We start from the raw sequence: 18847 nt of genomic DNA on the forward strand, positions 1-18847 counted from the left end.
TTATAAATATTATGAATTTAATTGAGCGCGCGATTGTATAGAAGCATCATTCCTCAGGCGAGTCTTTTACATTCATTCTTGATTCATCTGCCCAAGTTATCGTCATTCTTTAACCTTATTGATCAATTAAATCAATTTACATAACAGTATTTTATAAATGGCGCTGTGTTTTATTTCTTATAATGCAAACAAATAGACTGCTGATGCAGCCAACATCCCATCGAACGCGCAGAGTTTGCCTATAGTTGAAAGGTCCTCAAACAAAAGAAGTGGCCATTATGTATCTTACAAGACTCATCTATGTCAGCACCTTATCAGCCGAATGTGACCAGCAAGCGCTTGATGAAATCCTACAAATTTCACGAGTGAATAATCAAAAAAACCATCTCACAGGACTGCTTAGCCACAACAATCGTTATTTTTTACAATGCATTGAAGGTGCCCGCGCCAAGGTCAATGAAGCTTATAACCGTATTTTGAGCGATCCGCGTCATAGCCGTGTCGTTATTTTGCAGTATCAAGAAATTACTGAGCGCGAGTTTGGTGATTGGTCCATGGGCGAGATCCCACAATGCTATTTAACCGCACTTTTGAACCTGCAGTTTTCTGGATCAAGCGAATTTTTACCCTATGATCTTACCGGTGAAAGCGCCTATCGCATGCTACGACAGCTAAAGCAAAAATTACCTTCTGAATAGCCAACAATAATCAGGCTGCGCAAATTTAGTCCATTCACAGTGTGACTCATTGGTGCAGCTTGCCTTCTATATCGATGATGACATAGTCTGGCTATATAGAAGGCAAGCTGAACGATGGCGCGCTGATTACTCGCGAATACAAGATGCAAAAGAGGAGTCCAGAAAATGGCAGATCAAATGCGCGTATTGATCATTGGTGCTGGCTGGCTCGGTCTTCCTCTTGCGATGCACTTACAAACGCAAGGTCATTGGGTCATGGCCACGCGGCGCTCTGAAAAAAAGATCCTCGATGAAAATCTTCATGGCCATGTGCCCTTGGTTCACTTGGACTTAGCCAAGGATAATGCTGAATCGCACTTACATCAGCTTTTAAAGCAGCATCAGGTGAGCCATGTGGTGGGCTGCTTTCCGCCAGGACTTCGACAATCAACTAAAAATGTCGCACCGAAATCGACTTACGCCAAGCAGTGGCAACGCATCGTTAATGCTTGCCATGACTTGCCATTGCAAAAGATCGTGATGGTCAGCTCAACCTCAGTTTATCCCGAGCGCGCACAAGCCATGCGAGAGGAGGATGCCAGCCTGACTTTAGCGATGGCGCAGGATAATTTTTCCGATCGCGCGCGCGCCATGTTGCAAGCAGAACAAACCGTGATCGACAGTCAACACGTCTATGCCATCGTTCGATGTAGCGGCTTGATTGGTCCGCATCGTCACCCAGCTCGCTTTGCGGCGCGAATGGCTCAAGTCAGTGACGCAGCGCCAGCCAATATGCTGCATCAAACCGATGCCATTGCCATTCTTACTTTGATGCTCAGCCAAGCTGATTCCATGGTGGTCAATGCCACCAGCCCTGAAACTGTTTCAAAGGCGCGTTTTTATCAGCAAGCGATCACACTGAGCGGCCAATCAATGGCACTGCCTGAAATCAACCAACAGCCCGATAAACGCATTCTTGCCACGCGCATTTGCCAATTGGGCTACCAGTTTCGTTATCCAAACACGCTGGATGCACTGGCTGCCATTGAGCCTGAACACAAGGTGCAACAATAACCACACTTGCAAAATCAAGTTGCGTTAAGACGCGTAGCATACACATAAATTTTACCGCATATATGCATGTCCAAAAGGCACATCATAGAAGGGAGAAAACTTAGCGTGGGCGCACATTCTTAACCTGAAGTATTCGATTTTTAACATACTGCAACGCAATATCTATGACCATGGATCAACCGATATAAGGAAAATAGAGTGCTTCTACTCATCACCTCAATCATAGCTGTAACCTTGATCGCCGTGATGGTTGCTTTTGCTTTTAGTATTGAACGAACGCCAATTCAGGGCGTTTGCCGACAGGTGCAAGTGTTAAAAAACGACCACCGCTGTCAGTGCAAATCCCCCTGCCCAACGCATCGTTTAAGTATTGTGCCACAACAAAGGCACACTTCTGTGTTACGTGTGGTTCGCTAGCGCCAACGTTCACAATCAAAAATGTTCCAATTGATTGCATGAATCAAATCAAAAAGCCCAGCAAATGCTGGGCTTTTACCATTGATAGCAACCTTCATGACAAGGGACTAAAACCTTTGCCCTAAATCCAACGCCGTACCCGTTGGCAATAATCGAGATAAGGCTGTTGAAAACGTGAAGCCAGCAGTCGCTCTTCTGGTTTGATTTGAAAATAAGTGAGATAAACAACAAAAAAGACCACCACCAGCGCCGCCCATACACTTGGCCAGCCCAGCGTCATCGCTAGTAAGCTAATCGCCATGGCAAGATACATGGGATTGCGACTAAATCGGTAAATACCTGATTGCACCAACGCATTCACTTGCTCAAATTGGTAAGGATGAACCGTGGTTTTTTGCTGATAAAAGCAATAAAAAGCATTCAGCACAATGGCCATTGCTAGGCCGATACCAGTGCATAACCCCATCCACTGCCATAAATATTGAGGCAATGCCTGATCGGATGCCCCATAAATTGCGACCGCGCACAGCGCAACAAGTAATAAAGGGGGGACTTTTAATTCTAATGCTCGCAACATAACGTTCCCTGTTTGTGTGATGGATTTAATTCGATTCGGTGTCTTCGATGTTCTTGTTTCATCAATTGTTCATTCGATTCTTTCACATTGCAGCAACACCGCCCTAAGCGCAAGCATAAAAAAACCACTGCCAGCAGTGGTTTTTTTCGCCAATAATTGGCCAAGGCTTAGTGAAACAGCTTTTTACGAATGGCTTTATAGCTCTCAATCACAAACGTTGCCGCGCCGCCTTCGACTGTGGCGTTGGTGTAATCACCGACAGGCGTAATAAAACCCATTTTAAATTTCTGATTGGCATCCTCAGCACTCGGTGCGTCAATCACATCACCAACCACCTCAAAGCCTGCAGAGATAAGCTGTTCTTTTTCTTCGATAAAACTCTCAGATCTCATATCTAGATAGGTCGTTGTTTTTGAGCCGTCGATCTCTTGTTGAAAAAACTGAAATTTAGCCATGCGCCCTCCCCTCGCGATATGTAAATCGGCTTTACTTGTTAATGACTTAGTTTTTATACTGAAAATCTCAGTAGAGCTGATGTTACTAAAGGCACGCGCTCATTTTTGCGCAGGTAATCGCAACTTTATCCAACCTTTTGTTAGCTTTCAGCTTCAATTTCAGAGAGGTAGGCTTGTAAACCGGCATCATCAATGATTTCAAGCCCTTGCTCTGTTTTCATCACCCAGCCCTCTTCAATCAGGGATTTCACAGCGCGGCGATACACGCGGCTTGACGTGCCAAAGCGCTCTGCTTCTTGTTCTGCCTTATCAAAACCGCCTAAAACGAAAGGCATTTGTGCTTGATGCTGGCGCAACCACAGATCTTGCGCGATGTTATAGCGAATCGAATGAAGCAGCCGCTGCGTTGAAATCGCCAGTGAGTCTTGATAATCAAACGCTAAGCCGCCGCTAAAAAAGATCAAAAACTGCGGATTGACCTCAAGCCATTTTTCCAGCGCATGAAAAGAGATAAAGTCCACGGTCAGCGGATCTTCCGCAACCACCCACCACTGACAAGGCTCATGGGTAAAAAATTCAATCTCGCCAAAGATTTGATCATCGCACTGCACTTCACCAAGCTGAAACCGCCGACCATTATTGGCTGTGGTACTCATTGAGACACGCCCCACCGAGACAATGAGCAATTGCTCAACCGTTTGCCCCTGCTCAAGCAAAATTTCTCCCGCAATACAGTCATGGGAATGATGCACTAAGCTTTTAAGCTGCTGCTCAAATTGCAATTGAAGCTCAGCCATTTTTTGGCCAAAACGAAGATGAGGATAGGGTTTGATTTGCATAGTTCAATATACGCGAGCGGTCACCATGTTTGATTGATCCTCTCACCGCAACCTGCCCGACGCAATCCCATAAACCCATACACAAGGGTGCTGAGTTCACATTTTTTAAGATTGCGGCACATAAAAAGCCCAGCAATCGCTGGGCTTTCTCTTTTTAAGGTTTATCTAGGTTTATCAAAGCGTATCAAGCTAACTTTAAGTTGATAACCCTACTTTATCCCTTATCACATGACTTCAGTTATGAGGAAGGTTAATGCGTGGCCGTAAGCGCTATTAGTGCAGCACGTCCCGCTTGTTTTTCCGCATTCATCAATAACGTATCTGCATCCACGTATTGACTCACTCCCTCTTGAACATCCGCTTGATAAAGCACCACGTTATTTAAAATAGCGCCCATTTTTAAGCCGCGTAAACGCCCAACGGTCAGCAGCGCTGCAGTTTCCATATCTGCTGCAAGCACCCCTTTTTGATGCCAGAACTCACAGAGTTGATCTTCTTGGTCGGTATAAAAACTATCGTGTGAGCGCACAATGCCGCAATGATAGCTTTGCTCAATCTGCTGACAAGCCTTTGCAAGCGCCAGCTGCAGCGATGGATCGGCTGATGCTGGATAAGCTGCATCAACATAGGCTTTTGAACCACCATCATCACGCACCGCAGCTTCAACGACCACCAACTCACCTAAATTGATATTTGGCTGCAAAGCACCAGCAGAGCCAACGCGTATGATTTTTTCAACGCCGCATTGACGCAGTTCTTCCAGTGCAATCAGTGCCGATGGCGCGCCAATCCCCGTACTACAAATGACCACAGGCTGTCCGGCGAAAGTACCTCGCATGATGCGGTACTCTCGGTTTTCTGCAATCAATTTAGGTTGTTCTAGCAGTACGGCCAGGCGATTCACTCGGTTAGGCTCACCGCAGACAATGGCAAGCGCTGGAATATCATCAGGCGTCACCGCTAGGTGTGGCATCATTGTTAACATGAAGCCTCCTTATTACGTTTAGCCGTGATCATCCACTCACGAGCGCCGTTAGCTGCAATCACCAAAAGGATGGCGTATTCGATAGACAAGGCGTAAACGCCCTGCGCCGCGTAAATACCCACACTAATCACATTGATTACCACCCAAAGCACCCAGTTTTCTACATATTTGCGGGTCATCAGAATTTGCGCAACCACGGACAGTACTGTCATGCATGAATCCCAGAATGGGAAGGCATCAGGTGCCAATTGCGGCGCTGGAATTTGGCTGCCAAAGAGGTTCAAAAAGTCCACCACAATCGTGGCAAGCATCAAGAAGAATGGGTCGATATAAGCCGTCATCAAAGCGATACCCAAAGCGCTCAAAATCACAGTAATAAGTAGCTTATCTTTGCTCATCCAACGCACTTGCAGGGTATCACCCTCATCATTGGTTGGTCTTGTCCATGCATACCAGCCGTAAACGTTGGCACAAAAGAAAAACAGCTGAAGCAACAACAAACCGTAGAGTTGGATTTGGAAAAAGATCACCGCAAAGAGCGATACGTTAATCAAGCCAAAGAGGTAGTTGATGGTTTTTTCTTGGCTTGCAAACCAAATACAAAGCAAACCGAAAATAGTCCCGATCGCTTCAATCCATGACATGTCGTAACCGCCGCCAATGGGAATATGAACCATGGTATTCCCAATATCGAAGAAAGAGACAATGCTCATGATGCTTTCCTTTTATTATGTTGATAAGACCGCTGCATTGTAAAAAAGCAAATTTGAACAAAAGAGGACATTTGTCCGCCCACTCATGCGCCGCATCATAAAATTCACCCATGACTCGCTGCAAGCGCCAAGGAATGTGAGTTTCATCACGCGCACTCAGATTTCATTTTCTTTCTCTTGAGACATTCGCTGGCGTGAGGTCGCATTTTGATCCATCTTCGCGACAAAAGCCGACTATATTCAAATCAAATTCGCCCACCGGGCACACATGCAGCTAATAGCATGATTTGAAGCAAGAGGAGCACCTATGAGCGATCATAAGCCAGCCGGCAAATGTCCTTTTATTCACGGCAGTCATACGGCCATGGGAGGAGGCGGCACAAAAAACCAAGATTGGTGGCCCAATCAACTGAACCTTCGCATCCTTCACCAAAACGACACCAAAACCAATCCCCTCGGCGAAACCTTTAACTATAAAGAAGCCTTTCTTTCTCTCGATCTGAATCAAGTGAAAGCCGATATTCTCGCGGTACTCACCACCTCACAACCTTGGTGGCCAGCCGACTATGGTCACTATGGCCCATTGATGATTCGTATGGCTTGGCACGCAGCCGGAACCTATCGTACCGGCGATGGTCGCGGCGGCGCAGGTACGGGGAATCAACGCTTTGCCCCGCTCAATAGCTGGCCTGATAATGGCAACCTTGATAAAGCGCGTCGTTTACTTTGGCCCGTCAAACAAAAATATGGCAATAAGCTCTCATGGGCTGATCTCTTTATTTTGACCGGTAATGTCTCGCTGGAGTCCATGGGGCTGAAAACCTTTGGTTTTGCGGGTGGCCGCGAAGATATTTGGGAGCCAGAAGAGGATATTTACTGGGGCGCGGAAGATGAATGGCTCGGTAATAAACGCTACAGCGGTGAGCGCGATCTTGAAAACCCACTAGCCGCGGTGCAAATGGGTCTGATTTATGTCAACCCTGAAGGGCCAGATGGCAATCCAGATCCACTCGGCTCGGGCCGGGATGTTCGTGACACCTTTGCACGTATGGCAATGAATGACTATGAAACTGTTGCCCTTACCGCCGGCGGCCACACCTTTGGTAAATGTCACGGCGCAGGTGATGCGGCATTAGTCGGGCCTGAGCCAGAAGCGGCGCCCATGCAAAATATGGGGCTGGGCTGGATCAGCCAGTATGGCAGTGGTAAAGGACGCGATGCCATCACCAGTGGCTTAGAAGGCTCATGGACACCTACCCCAACACAATGGGATAACAGCTATTTTGATGTGCTCTTTGGTTATAAGTGGGAACTCGTGAAAAGCCCAGCAGGCGCGCATCAATGGGCGGCGGTTGATCTCTCACCAGAGCATCATGCGCCTGATCCTGAGCTGCCCGACCATCCTGTTCGCCTAATGATGACAACGGCTGATATGGCGATGCGAGAAGATCCAGCCTATCGCAAAATTTCAGAGCATTTCCATCAAAATCCAGCTGAATTTGCCGATGCCTTTGCTCGCGCTTGGTTCAAACTCACCCACCGCGATATGGGACCAAAGAGTCGATATTTAGGCTCAGAAGTACCTGATGAAGATTTGATCTGGCAAGATCCAATTCCACCACTCGATCATCCGCTCATTAATGAGCAAGATATTGAATCGCTCAAGCGAACCATTCTTGCCTCCGAGCTCAGCATCGCGCAATTGGTTTATACCGCATGGTCTTCTGCTTCTACCTATCGCGGCTCAGATCATCGCGGCGGCGCAAATGGCGCGCGTATTGCACTTGCCCCGCAAAAAGATTGGGCAGTCAATGAGCCTGAGCAGCTTGCCAAAGTGCTCGATGTCTACCGCGGCATCCAAAACGCCTTTAATGCCATGCAAAGTGATGGCAAAGCGGTTTCACTAGCGGACTTAATTGTCCTTGGTGGCAGCGCTGCTGTAGAACAAGCCGCCAAAGCCGGCGGTTTTGATGTCACAGTGCCCTTTAGTCCAGGTCGTATGGACGCCCTGCAAGAGCATACCGATGTCGAATCTTTTGCCGTGCTTGAACCCATCGCGGATGGTTTTAGAAATTACGAAAAAGGCCAATGCGCTGTAACAGCCGAAGAGATGCTCCTTGATCGCGCCCAGCTGCTTAAACTCACAGCACCAGAAATGACAGTGCTCGTTGGCGGGCTTCGCGTACTCAATGCCAACTTTGGCGAATCACCGCATGGCTTATTGACCCACCAACCTGAAGTGCTTAGCAATGACTTCTTTGTTAACTTGCTGGACTTAGACACCTATTGGCAACCAACCGACGACACGGAAAGCCACTTCCTTGGCCGCAGCCGCGCAAACGATGAGCAAAAATGGAGCGCTACCCGTGTTGATTTGGTGTTTGGCGCAAACTCGCAGCTTCGCGCAATTTCTGAAGTTTACGGCGCCAAAGACGCACAGGAAAAATTTGTGCGCGACTTTGTCAGCGCTTGGGTCAAAGTGATGAATGCCGACCGCTTTGAGCTAGGGTAATGGACTGTATAATTTGAAATTACAGAGACTAAAAAGCCAAGCATGACGCTTGGCTTTTTTTTTTTGATTTTGGTGAGTTTTCTGTCTGAAACACTGTATTTAATAACGCTAAATCTGTGACTAATTTTAGCTGTCGATGACAGCGCCTTGTTATGCGTTTTCTACCGATAATATGGTTTGTTCATTATTAGAATGACGCTGGAAATGACCATGACTATCTGGCCATACACATTGTAATGCCCTGAAACTAGCAGGATCATAGTATGCACCTGCAGCCCTTAAATACGCTTCCGCGTTTTCATTTGTAACTGAGACAAATTTGACGGGGTAATTTTTCAGGACTTGATCGGATAAATCGCCATCAGAATATGCTTCACCACCCTCAATTAGTTTAGCGATATCGTTAAGGAGAGCATGCATTAACTTTGTATCTAGCCCTGACATGATAATTTCAGGATGCTTGAACGTTTCTTCTAAGCCGATAGTGTAAGAAAAGCTTTGAATATCATCTCCACAAACTGACATAACGTGCAGCCCATGTTCCTGAATATCGTTTTTTATTTTTTCCATCACTTCACGCATGGAACAAATATCTCCTAACGTATAACGCTCAATTCAATTGTGAATCACTCTAATTGCCTGTTAGCCCTATACCCAAAGGTTGCGTGCCTCTACTACTTCGATTTTGACACCGAAGCTCGTAATGTTAGGCAATGTAACATTATGGTGCGCTCGAATTTGAGCCCCAATGGCGTGTTCCTTATCATGCGTTGTATGAGCATCCGAGACCAAAGTTACGCAGTAGCCTAAACCTGCTGCTCTGCGAATGGTGGTATCAATGCAAAACTCAGAGGCGTAGCCACACACAATTAAGCTATCCACATTAAGTTCACTCAATACGCGCTGAAGATTGGTATTCAAAAACGAGTCTGGTGTCGTTTTGCGAACGAAATAGTCACCTGTTTGTGTTACTAAGCTCGACTGCAATGCCCAACCAGCGCTTTCATATTCAATAACAGATTTAGGTTGCTCATGCTGGATAAAAATAACGGGGACAGACTTCGCACGCGCCAATTTCGTAACCGCATTAATGTTGTTGAGCACGATTTGAGATTGAAATGGCTAAGGTTCTGGATCAAACAGAATCGACTGAACATCAATAACTAATACCGCAGATTTCATAAATGCCTCTGATAGGGCTAACGTTGCACACAGCTGCCGAGGTGACAGTTGCCGAAGATCGGCTGCTGCGCGTGGTTATGCATTTGACTCATACATTTTGAATATACTGTTATACTCTTGCTCACTCGCTGCCGCTGATTTTGGAATATATATTGATAGCCCTTTTTGTAAGACCAAAAACATACCATTTGCAGCAAGTACAATATTTTCGATCCCTTCCCAGCTCATTTCACCCTTTGATATTGGTCCATCATAAAATATGGATGAAGAAGTGAATTTTAAAATATTTTGCTTATTAAAACTTGATGCATTTCGCATTAAGTTGTACCACTGAAACTTATCCCAGAAGTGCCAAGCGATTGTTAGCAGCCCAATAACAGCGAATAGTAAAATGGATTGATGTGGCTTATTTTGATTTATGAAATACACATAAATAGAGATATTGGCAATAAAAATGAGCATCCCTAAATAAATTGTCCATTTACGCATCTTACTTCGATGTTTTATAAAGTCTTTCCAAAATGAATTTAGATAATCTTCGTTTTGAGACCAAGTTACTTTAATTTCCATACATTCCTTTATGAATAACGCTAAGTTAAGGGTTGGAAAACAGTTGCGCGCTAAAATTGAGCGAAGCAAAACAGCACACTATTTGGCATCCCGCTTGAACTACTTGTTAGAAACCACAGCACTCAAAGATGCCAAAGTAACAGCCCTTCCCTGCGTAAACCACCGCACCAATTGCAGAACTTAACCGCCACCCAACTTTGCCTGAACGAGCCAATTGCACTTACCAAAATATGAGAGAAGTTGTGCATATTGGCGATGTGAAAAAGCCGACTTGGCGGAAGTGCGGAAAATTGGAAGGCAATGCGCGCGCTGAACTTATGTTTGCAGCCCGAGCGCGTGATTAGAAGTGAAACGCGTAATCACCGTTGATTGAATTGGCTGCAAACCGCCCACTGGAAACAGTAAATCCCACGAAGGTTTTCTAACGTTTAGTTAAGGGGTAGCCGAAGTACGCAACCCCGTGTTCGAAGCGAAACCAAGCGCACGTAGGATGTCCCACTAGAACTACTTGTTGGGTCATTTTATGCTGTCATTGAATCTATTTCGTAAGCTTAGTGTCACATTAAATATACGAACGAGAATGAATAAACCTCCAATTGATACAAGCAACATCATTATATTCATAACGACCGAATTTAACTTCCAATCATGGTTAATCGCTCGAATATAAACCCCACCATTATATACAGCATGAGCGAAGATAACAGGCCATAGTGAACGACTATAGTAATAGAGCCAACCTAAAAAACACCCCATCCAAAATGTAACAAACATTTGATATATATTCAAATGATACAAACCAAAAAGAAAAGCTGATAAAATAATAGCTTTACTAGGGGGGTAGTGGCTTAAAAAGCCCCTTAAGATAATCCCTCTAAACAACATTTCTTCTAAAAAAGGTGCTATGAGGCATATTGAAATTACACTAACAACACCACCACTCATCATTCTCTCTAACATATCTATGGTTTCTTTATCTTCAGGCATGAAAGAAATAAGAAAACCCATTAAGTCAACAAACCACCACACAGAACCCAAAACCACTAAAAAAACAGGAGTAAACAGCATCAAAACTGTACTTTTTATAGACTTATCAGAGGCATGGAATAATTCTGAATAATTCAAACCCGTAAAGGACATCGCGGCTGTAATGACAATACCAGTTGATATCACTAAAATAATTGAAGATCGTGGATCCCCATATTTAAAAACAACCCCTGCATCATAAAAGCCAGCTCCAATTAATATTTGTAAAGCGAGCAACATAATTAGCATCGCTACTGCGATTAAAATATCTGGTTGATTCTTATTCATATTTAGATTCCAAATCTCATAATAACCGAACGCTAAGTTAAGGGGTGACAAACAGTAGTGCGCTACCCTTGAGCGAAGCGAAACTGCGCACAACTTGGCATTCTACTTAAACTACTTGTTAGAAACCGCAGCGCTTAAAGATGCCAAGGTAACAGTCCCAACCCAAATAAACTACGACATCAATAACAAAATTTAATCGTCACTTAAATTTATCTGAATGAGCCAATTGCGCTTACCTAAATGAGAGAGAAGTTGTACATGTTAGCGACACGAAAAAACCAACGTGCCGGGAGTGGGAAAAATTGAAAGGCGATGGTTGCACGAGATTTATGTTTGCAGCCCGAGCACCTGATTAAAAGTGAAACGCGTAATCACCGCTGATTGAATTGGCTGCGAACCGCCCACGAATCTAAACCAAATTCAGAGAAGATTTTCTAACGCTAAGTTAAGGGGTTGGCAACTCATACCGAGCTCCGCGTACCGCCAGAATGACTAAAACCAACGCATCGTGAAAATACCATGCGCTGCGAATTCCGCTTAAACAGTTTGTGAGTTGCGCTGTTGAATAAGATCTAAAAAATTAATATCAACATGCCCGTCTTCATCTCTAACGTGGACTCTTTCGTTGAAAAGCGCATCATCAATATTTGTATTATCGGTAAAGATTTCCATAAAGAGCGGTTTTATCGTTCGGCTCTGAATTGCAGCAGCTAGTGCTTCATGAGCAAGGTTGATAAAAAACTCTGTATCGTCATCGTTCCCACTTTCATCAAGAGGCCCCAGCACTTCCCAACCTTCAAAGATATCTCGTAATCTTGAAATATTTGAATTACCTTTTTCAAAATCGGAGAGAATGATAAAGGGATTAGGAGAACAATTTGGATGACACTCAAAATCCATGTCTTCTTTACTCCATAGATTCCAATGTAAATCATAGTGCCAAAAAGCAACCGATAATGTCATATGGGAAAATGATTTTTGACGAGCATAAAATTTAAGCTCATCCTTACGACTGGCAAGCAATGTTTTTAACGCACTCTTGTAGTACTTAATCAATCTTTTTTTATTGGTAAAAAAGCGCCAGACAAAAGGAACATGTACCTTAAGTTCAAGTTCAGAACAGATATTGGCAGTCAGAATCATTGCTCGCGCGATCAAATCAAGTACCTCTTAATGATTTTTAGCGAAATCATCTCATAATGTGAGCAGCTAACGCCACATTAAGTAGTGAGTAATCCACCACCAAACTCAAACAAATCATCGTAAACACAAGACACGAGAATTGAATGAACAATTCAACCGTTAAGAATCACGCTTAAATGCTATGCTATAAAACCATTATTTTCATATTGATAAATGTGGTCTGCGTACAATTTACCACCAATTTTATAAGAATTTGGGATAACCTCTTTCAATGTAAAGCCACATTTGGTTAGCACTTTCTCTGACGCAATATTACCCTCTGTTACAACCGCATTAAACGATTGCAAACCATGCTCTCGATATGCCCATTGCAGTAAAGCCTTTAAAGATTCGGTTCCATAGCCTAATCCATGAAATTTGGGTTGGAATAGAAACCCAACTTCAGCTGAGCCATTATGTATACGAAAGCCAGTTACACCGATCTTCTCACCTGTTTCATTCAGAGTGATGATTAAGCATAACCAATGCTTAGAAGTCTTTGTCCAAACGGGAAGTCGAGACTCAAAACTTGCCTTAATTTCCTCTAAAGGCGGTTCATCAAAGCATAAGCGAATGACTGCAGGATCACGATATAGCGTGTGAAATAGCGGCCAATCTTCAGCAGTGATTTGAGCCATACCTAATCTATCTGTATCAATTTTCAAACGCAGAACGCTCCTAGTTTTATAGCTATGCATTAAGCTACGAATCCTGTTTATACAGCCATCAGAACAATCACTTACACTTCAAATCAGCATGATTTGTCACAGCAAGTGCAAATTCTGCTTCATGTTCACCAATCACAGCATTGTGATCCTATGGAAAGTAAATTTCTCTTGTTTGTATATACAGCGCCCGACTAACTTGCTGGAAAATCGTTTGAATCGAATTGAAGAATGTAGCTGCACATCTCGATTGCATAGCGTTGACACCACCAAGACACAAGCATAACATCAAAGCATACCGACCGTCGGTATGCTTTGAGTTTAGAGTATTGGGTAAAAAATGGCTAACAAAAAACCAAGTCGACGCGCAGAACTATTGAGCCTTGCGCAGACGCTGTTTTTAGAAAAAGGCTACGAACAGACATCTATGCAAGATATTTGCAGCGCTGCTGGCGTATCAAAAGGCGCGCTCTACCATCACTTCAAATCGAAAGAAGAAGTACTAGATGCCATGGTAGATGCTTTGATGGAACGCGCGGTAGACAAAGTGAGCATTATTGCTCGCGATCCAATACTCAGTGCCGCCGAGAAGATGGAACAAATCATTGGCTTATCCATCGATTCAAAGATGGACACTGGCAGTGAATCCCAATCTTTTAAACACGCAATTCAGCACCCTCACAACGCTCTTCTATTTTTTAAATTGAGAAATATCTGGGTCTCTAAAATCGGGCCAGAGATAGAAATTGTTATTACGCAAGGCGTTACCGAATCGGTATTTGACGTGCAATTCCCCGAGGAAACAGCCCGAACGCTAGTCATGACCATTAGTGATTTTGGCGATGAAATGGAACGGATCATCGCAAACAAACAAACACTAAACGTAGCCAAAGCGCTTGAGCGCTCTAAACAAGCATTGTTTTGTATTTGTCACCGCTTGCTTGGTGCAGCACAGAACTAAATGTTCTCGACAATAAGGTTTAGACAAATGATCTACGATTTCAACACGGCACTCATCCCGCCTCTCAACCAAATTGGCGGCAAAGCCAAAGGGCTTATGGATTCGACTCACGCAGGTTTTCCAGTACCAGAAGGCATTGTACTTTCAGTCGATTTTTTCAAACCCTGGCTCGATGACATTAAGTCTTCCGCAGAATGGCAGGCGTTTTTGCGAGAAGGAAGCAAAGAAAAATGCGAGGCCATCGCTCAGCGCATTAGCCAATTAAGATTTAGTGCTGAACAAAAAGCCGCGCTAGAGAAACATCTATCGACACTGCCTGGCGATCTTTTCTCAACACGATCTTCGTCGCCAGAAGAGGATCTTGATGGCACCTCATTTGCTGGAATGTATGAAACCTATCTTGGGGTGCAGCGCAAAGACCTCGAAGCTTTCGTGATAAAAACCTTTGCGTCCTGTTTTGATTATCGCGTTATGGGTTACAAGACTCAAAACCATATTGCACTGGATAACACAGCCATAGCGGTAGTGATTCAGCGTCAGATCCATTCTGATGTTAGTGGCGTCGCCTTTTCGTTGAATCCTTTAAACAACGCTTATGATGAAGTGGTGATCAACGCCTCTTTCGGCTTAGGCGAAGCGATCGTATCGGGCTTAGTCACGCCCGATACCTATATCGTGGACAAGCTAACCAATCAGATCACTGAAAAGAAAATTAACGCCAAAAACATTGCCGTTCAGCTGACCACTTCAGGTTTCGTGGAACAAACTAACAATGAGCATCCAACAGCGCAGGCTCTAAATGATACACAGATCATTGAGCTCTCACACCTAGTGCGCCAAATAGAAAAATTCCACGAAAAACATATGGATACGGAATGGGCATTCGAAGCTGGCACCTTGTATTTATTGCAAGCAAGACCGATTACGACATACCTTCCGCTCTTTCCGGAAATGATCACAAATCCTGGTGACAATAAAGAACTCTACATGGACTTTATAACCGTTACCCAAGGTTTTACAGATTCCATGTCAGATTTAGGTATCGATATTTGGGCCAAAATGGTGCACATCGGTAACGGTTTGCCCATGGGCAAAGACGGTATTTTGTGGGCGATTCATGGACGTCACTATATGAGTATGTCTCATTTAATGCGCGTTAGTCCCGCCATGCTAAAAACCTTCAGTTCTCACGATGAGCCAACCAAGCATATATTTGCTCAACTTGATCAAAGTGAGTTCACGCAAGGGAAAACGCCAGCAGCGCTCAAGGGGTTTCTTTGGAATATCACCAAACACATGGCACCGATGTATGCAGGAAGTGCAATACGAGGCCTTTTCAATGGGCGTTCTGCCCTAAAACGTTATGAAGATGCAAGTGACAAGGTTTGGCAGCTATTACATCATCAACTCGAAGTGACTGATAAACCTTTTACCCAATTGGTCGACGAGTCTCTAGCTGGTTTTTCTGAACTGATAAAAGAAGTCGGTGGCGTACTGATTGCTGCATCAGTGGCGAAATGGAAAATTGAGCGCATGTTTAAAAAGCATGATGAAGCAAAAGATCTGATTGTTTCTCTTGCAATGAACTTACCCAATAATCCTGTTGCCGAAATGGGTCGACTGATGTGGCAGCTCGCTGCGCAACCCGAGTTTATGAATACTCGGTCTGCTGAGGCGTTTGCGACAAACCTAAATGCTAACAAGTATTCAGCTCAATTTATGGCGCTCTATGCCGATTATATTCAGCGCTTTGGCTGCCGCGGCGCGAAAGAAATAGACATTGCGACACCTCGAATGTCAGAAAACATTGAGCATATTTTCAACATGCTAAAGAATATTGATGTGTCTAACGACACGGAGTCAAAAGTACAGAAACGTAGTGAAGCCGCCTATCTCAAATTACGTCAAATAGCGCGCAACATTGGTAAAGAAGACAAATTTATTAAACTGGCCAAAATCTATCGAGACATGATTGGCTACCGTGACCATCCCAAGTATATGTATGTCGTCGCCGTGAGTTTATTAAGACAAAAAGCGCTACTACTAGGAACCCAATGGGTCAATGAAGGTCGAATTACCAAAGCAGAACATGTGTTCAACCTATCTCTTGCGCAGATTTCTCAAGCTGAAAATAGTGAGGCGTCCTCACTCATGCCTCTGGTTGAAAAAAACATTGCTGCGCGAAACTTAGTTTCGCAAGTGAAAGACTGGCCTCGAATCCTTGATAGTCGAGGTAAGATTTATCATGGAGTTGCAGAAGCCAAAGATGGTGAAATTAGTGGTGAAAGTATCTCTCCAGGGATCATTCAAGGTCGTGCAAAAGTGCTATTAAACCCTTATGAAAAAGTCGTCAATAAAGGTGAAATACTAGTCTGCAAGGCCAGCGAGCCAAGTTGGGTGCCTGTATTCATTAATGCATCGGGAGTCGTCATGGAAGTTGGCGGCCCGCTTCAACATGGCGCAATTATCGCTCGGGAATACGGCTTACCTTGTATCAGCAGTGTGCAGAATGCCACGCAAATCATTAAAGATGGCGACATGATTGAGATTGATGGTTCAAGAGGAACCCTTCGAATTATTAGCACCTCATCTATTGAACCTTCACATTAACGGTTCAATCAAACTTCGAGATTCAGATAAATATTCAGCGAGATTTGTCGCAACCATTTGATCACAAATCTCGTATCAAGACATAAGGCAGTATCGTTTACGCAGATTTCTTGCCATTTAAGAGCAGCACTAGAAATCAAAGGGGGTGAGTCAAAAGAGGTAATCCTTTGAATTTTGATACAAAAAAGCCAAGCATGAAGCTTGGCTTTTTTGTTGAATTTGGTGGGTCTAGGCAGACTCGAACTGCCGACCCCTACCATGTCAAGGTAGTACTCTAACCAACTGAGCTATAGACCCAAATCCTTCACATTCAATCAGACGATATGAACGGGTTGACCCTGTCAACGAGGACGAATATTAGTGATACGCCCTTTAGCTGTCAACCGCATTTTTATTGAAGATCGCTCGTTTGTTCTCTTTTTGTTCGAGCTGTATCTTTTTCCAACACATTCTTGCCGCTTAATTCGCTACTTGGTGATTATTCGAGCGCTTCACTCTCTCTTTTTTGTCTTTATACCCTTGATGGCAGTGTCCAAGCGGCATATGCAACGCATCTTAGATGCACTCTAGGCTAGTCAGTGGACGTGACAATGTGTGAATAAAATGCATGAATAGAATTCATCCATATCCATAAAAATATTTCTTCTATTGTGCAAAAATTTAGTGGGTGAATAATCACGCACCACAGTGCATAAATCCAGTAAGTAGAATTGTGTTTTTAACTCTATGCCATTGATTTAAAAATTGATAATGACAGTTACGGAATATTCAAACTAAGAGACTTACGCAGGAATATGCAATTAATAAGTTTTGTCGAAATGATAGATATTTATCACTGTTTTCCTATTTGAAAACTCCATAACCTCGCCCTATCTGATCGTTCCTGATCACACTCTCACAATTTTATCTAACTTCAACCTTGGAGATTTGCTGTGTCTATCACAAAGGCAGCGGGCAAAGCGACAATTTGGGTTCCAATCACTGGCCTAGGCATTTTTGCAATTGCTTCTGGCTATTTGATGAGCTTGATTCCGCTAGTGCTCGATCAAAATCAGTTCCCTGCTCAAACTGCTGGCTGGATGGCGAGTAGTTATTATCTGGGTCTGTTACTTGGTGCTGTGATCGTCGAAGCAATTATCGCAAAAATTGGCCATCGCCAATCTATGGTTGGGTTTCTAGCGCTCACAGCACTAACCGTTGGTGGCATGATGCTGTGGAGTCATCCAAATATTTGGGTTTTTCTACGTCTTGTCGCTGGCATTGCTGTGGCGGGTGTTTTTGTGGTGATCGAGTCTTGGCTCCTCATTTGTGACAGCGCAAAACAGCGCACCCGTCGTTTGAGCCTCTATATGCTGGTTCTCTATGGCGGCACCGCCTTGGGCCAATTGCTAATTAGTGCGCTCGGTGCCAGTGGTCAAGCGCCTTTTATTCTAATTATCACCATGTTACTTGTGTCACTTTTGCCACCTATGCTGGTGCGCGGTGCCAAGCCACCAGTAACAGAGCATCAAGCCATGCGTTGGAAAGATATTCGAGCGCTCAATAAGGCCGCTCTTTTTGGCTGCTTTATTTCTGGCATGCTACTCGGCCCAATCTACGGATTGCTGCCGCTATTTTTAACCCAGCAACGCATGAATGAAGCGCAGGTGGGCGTGGTGATGACCGCTGTCGTCGTTGGCGGAATGCTAGTTCAACCGATTATTAGTTTGTTTGCGGGTCGTGGTAAGAAGATTTGGCAAATTGCATGTTGCGCACTGCTAGGGGTCATCGCTGTAGAAGGCGTGATCATGAGTGGTTCAAGTCAAATGACCGTCATTAGCTACATGATGCTAGGTATGGCAAGCTTTGCTATTTACCCCATTGCCATCAGCCTCGCCTGTGATGATATTCGACCTGAACAAGTCGTTTCTGCAACGCAAATCTGCCTACTCGGCTATGGCGTTGGCTCAGTTGCGGGTCCACTCATGGCTGGCGCAATGCTTTCCATGATGCCTTATTACTTGCTGGCTTGCATGGTTGCCACATTTGCATCATTGGTGATGGGGAAAAATCGCACTTTGGCGATGCCACAATAATTCAAACGCATTTTATGCTGGAAAACGCCGCATTAGCGG

At 44.3% G+C, this 18847-nt stretch carries 16 protein-coding genes, 1 tRNA gene and 1 pseudogene; 6 read left to right on the forward strand and 12 right to left on the reverse strand.

Going from position 1 to position 18847, the window contains the following annotated elements; translation table 11 throughout:
* The first annotated feature begins 278 nt into the window (after positions 1-278).
* Together L9P36_RS15120 and L9P36_RS15125 are read left to right on the forward strand one after the other, a co-directional pair.
* Positions 279-698 (forward strand): BLUF domain-containing protein, encoded by a 420-nt coding sequence (locus tag L9P36_RS15120; RefSeq protein ID WP_237468403.1) that lies wholly within the window; start codon positions 279-281, stop codon positions 696-698.
* A gap of 165 nt (positions 699-863) precedes the next feature.
* Complete coding sequence (locus tag L9P36_RS15125; protein WP_237468405.1) at positions 864-1751, forward strand: NAD-dependent epimerase/dehydratase family protein; 888 nt, start codon at positions 864-866, stop codon at positions 1749-1751.
* Positions 1752-2289: 538 nt separating this feature from the next.
* On the opposite strand, the gene L9P36_RS15130 is transcribed toward L9P36_RS15125, so the two are convergent.
* From L9P36_RS15130 to pnuC, 5 genes are all read right to left on the reverse strand, one after another.
* On the reverse strand, positions 2290-2745 hold the full coding sequence (locus L9P36_RS15130; RefSeq protein WP_237468406.1) for a methyltransferase family protein: 456 nt from the start codon (positions 2743-2745) through the stop codon (positions 2290-2292).
* Positions 2746-2912: 167 nt separating this feature from the next.
* Complete coding sequence (locus L9P36_RS15135; protein WP_237468408.1) at positions 2913-3200, reverse strand: hypothetical protein; 288 nt, start codon at positions 3198-3200, stop codon at positions 2913-2915.
* A 140-nt stretch (positions 3201-3340) separates the two neighbouring features.
* Positions 3341-4039: a Crp/Fnr family transcriptional regulator gene (locus L9P36_RS15140; RefSeq protein WP_237468409.1), complete on the reverse strand. Its 699-nt coding sequence runs from the start codon at positions 4037-4039 to the stop codon at positions 3341-3343.
* Between the two features lie 250 nt (positions 4040-4289).
* Positions 4290-5024 (reverse strand): nucleoside phosphorylase, encoded by a 735-nt coding sequence (locus tag L9P36_RS15145; protein ID WP_435532785.1) that lies wholly within the window; start codon positions 5022-5024, stop codon positions 4290-4292.
* Complete coding sequence (pnuC, locus tag L9P36_RS15150) at positions 5018-5737, reverse strand: nicotinamide riboside transporter PnuC (protein ID WP_237468411.1); 720 nt, start codon at positions 5735-5737, stop codon at positions 5018-5020. Before pnuC ends, L9P36_RS15145 begins: the two co-directional genes overlap by 7 nt.
* Positions 5738-6044: 307 nt before the next feature.
* Here pnuC and katG point away from each other — a divergent pair, with 307 nt between their 5' ends.
* Positions 6045-8249, forward strand: a complete 2205-nt coding sequence (gene katG / locus L9P36_RS15155; RefSeq protein WP_237468413.1) for a catalase/peroxidase HPI — start codon at positions 6045-6047, stop codon at positions 8247-8249.
* 150 nt (positions 8250-8399) lie between these two features.
* Here the strand turns inward: katG and L9P36_RS15160 are convergent, their stop codons facing one another.
* The 6 genes and pseudogenes from L9P36_RS15160 to L9P36_RS15185 all read right to left on the reverse strand — a co-directional run bounded on the left by L9P36_RS15160 (position 8400) and on the right by L9P36_RS15185 (position 13162).
* Positions 8400-8831 (reverse strand): DUF4262 domain-containing protein, encoded by a 432-nt coding sequence (locus L9P36_RS15160; protein WP_237468414.1) that lies wholly within the window; start codon positions 8829-8831, stop codon positions 8400-8402.
* Between the two features lie 66 nt (positions 8832-8897).
* A pseudogene (locus L9P36_RS15165) lies at positions 8898-9431 on the reverse strand (cysteine hydrolase family protein).
* A gap of 75 nt (positions 9432-9506) precedes the next feature.
* Positions 9507-10001, reverse strand: coding sequence for a YcxB family protein (locus L9P36_RS15170; protein WP_237468415.1), 495 nt, complete (start codon positions 9999-10001; stop codon positions 9507-9509).
* Between the two features lie 516 nt (positions 10002-10517).
* Positions 10518-11315 carry a CPBP family intramembrane glutamic endopeptidase gene (locus tag L9P36_RS15175; RefSeq protein WP_237468417.1) on the reverse strand — a complete coding sequence of 266 codons (798 nt, stop codon included), beginning with the start codon at positions 11313-11315 and terminating at the stop codon, positions 10518-10520.
* Positions 11316-11852: 537 nt separating this feature from the next.
* Positions 11853-12458 (reverse strand): hypothetical protein, encoded by a 606-nt coding sequence (locus L9P36_RS15180; protein WP_237468419.1) that lies wholly within the window; start codon positions 12456-12458, stop codon positions 11853-11855.
* Positions 12459-12637: 179 nt separating this feature from the next.
* Positions 12638-13162: a GNAT family N-acetyltransferase gene (locus tag L9P36_RS15185; protein ID WP_237468421.1), complete on the reverse strand. Its 525-nt coding sequence runs from the start codon at positions 13160-13162 to the stop codon at positions 12638-12640.
* Positions 13163-13502: 340 nt separating this feature from the next.
* Here L9P36_RS15185 and L9P36_RS15190 point away from each other — a divergent pair, with 340 nt between their 5' ends.
* Together L9P36_RS15190 and L9P36_RS15195 are read left to right on the forward strand one after the other, a co-directional pair.
* Positions 13503-14123, forward strand: a complete 621-nt coding sequence (locus L9P36_RS15190; RefSeq protein WP_237468423.1) for a TetR/AcrR family transcriptional regulator — start codon at positions 13503-13505, stop codon at positions 14121-14123.
* Positions 14124-14150: 27 nt separating this feature from the next.
* On the forward strand, positions 14151-16733 hold the full coding sequence (locus L9P36_RS15195) for a PEP/pyruvate-binding domain-containing protein (RefSeq protein WP_237468425.1): 2583 nt from the start codon (positions 14151-14153) through the stop codon (positions 16731-16733).
* Positions 16734-16953: 220 nt separating this feature from the next.
* On the opposite strand, the gene L9P36_RS15200 is transcribed toward L9P36_RS15195, so the two are convergent.
* Positions 16954-17030 (reverse strand) — tRNA-Val (locus L9P36_RS15200).
* Between the two features lie 635 nt (positions 17031-17665).
* Between L9P36_RS15200 and L9P36_RS15205 the strand changes: the two genes are divergently transcribed.
* Positions 17666-18808, forward strand: coding sequence for an MFS transporter (locus L9P36_RS15205; RefSeq protein WP_237468426.1), 1143 nt, complete (start codon positions 17666-17668; stop codon positions 18806-18808).
* The last annotated feature ends 39 nt before the right edge of the window (positions 18809-18847 follow it).

This window comes from Vibrio stylophorae, assembly GCF_921293875.1.
Taxonomy (GTDB): Bacteria; Pseudomonadota; Gammaproteobacteria; order Enterobacterales; family Vibrionaceae; genus Vibrio_A; species Vibrio_A stylophorae.

Bases quoted from the DNA above. Each gene is read 5' to 3' on its own strand.
- L9P36_RS15120 (WP_237468403.1), top strand. From the start codon at position 279: ATGTATCTTACAAGACTCATCTATGTCAGCACCTTATCAGCCGAATGT.
- L9P36_RS15125 (WP_237468405.1), top strand. From the start codon at position 864: ATGGCAGATCAAATGCGCGTATTGATCATTGGTGCTGGCTGGCTCGGT.
- L9P36_RS15130 (WP_237468406.1), bottom strand. From the start codon at position 2,745: ATGTTGCGAGCATTAGAATTAAAAGTCCCCCCTTTATTACTTGTTGCG.
- L9P36_RS15135 (WP_237468408.1), bottom strand. From the start codon at position 3,200: ATGGCTAAATTTCAGTTTTTTCAACAAGAGATCGACGGCTCAAAAACA.
- L9P36_RS15140 (WP_237468409.1), bottom strand. From the start codon at position 4,039: ATGCAAATCAAACCCTATCCTCATCTTCGTTTTGGCCAAAAAATGGCT.
- L9P36_RS15145 (WP_435532785.1), bottom strand. From the start codon at position 5,024: ATGTTAACAATGATGCCACACCTAGCGGTGACGCCTGATGATATTCCA.
- pnuC (WP_237468411.1), bottom strand. From the start codon at position 5,737: ATGAGCATTGTCTCTTTCTTCGATATTGGGAATACCATGGTTCATATT.
- katG (WP_237468413.1), top strand. From the start codon at position 6,045: ATGAGCGATCATAAGCCAGCCGGCAAATGTCCTTTTATTCACGGCAGT.
- L9P36_RS15160 (WP_237468414.1), bottom strand. From the start codon at position 8,831: ATGCGTGAAGTGATGGAAAAAATAAAAAACGATATTCAGGAACATGGG.
- L9P36_RS15170 (WP_237468415.1), bottom strand. From the start codon at position 10,001: ATGGAAATTAAAGTAACTTGGTCTCAAAACGAAGATTATCTAAATTCA.
- L9P36_RS15175 (WP_237468417.1), bottom strand. From the start codon at position 11,315: ATGAATAAGAATCAACCAGATATTTTAATCGCAGTAGCGATGCTAATT.
- L9P36_RS15180 (WP_237468419.1), bottom strand. From the start codon at position 12,458: ATGATTCTGACTGCCAATATCTGTTCTGAACTTGAACTTAAGGTACAT.
- L9P36_RS15190 (WP_237468423.1), top strand. From the start codon at position 13,503: ATGGCTAACAAAAAACCAAGTCGACGCGCAGAACTATTGAGCCTTGCG.
- L9P36_RS15195 (WP_237468425.1), top strand. From the start codon at position 14,151: ATGATCTACGATTTCAACACGGCACTCATCCCGCCTCTCAACCAAATT.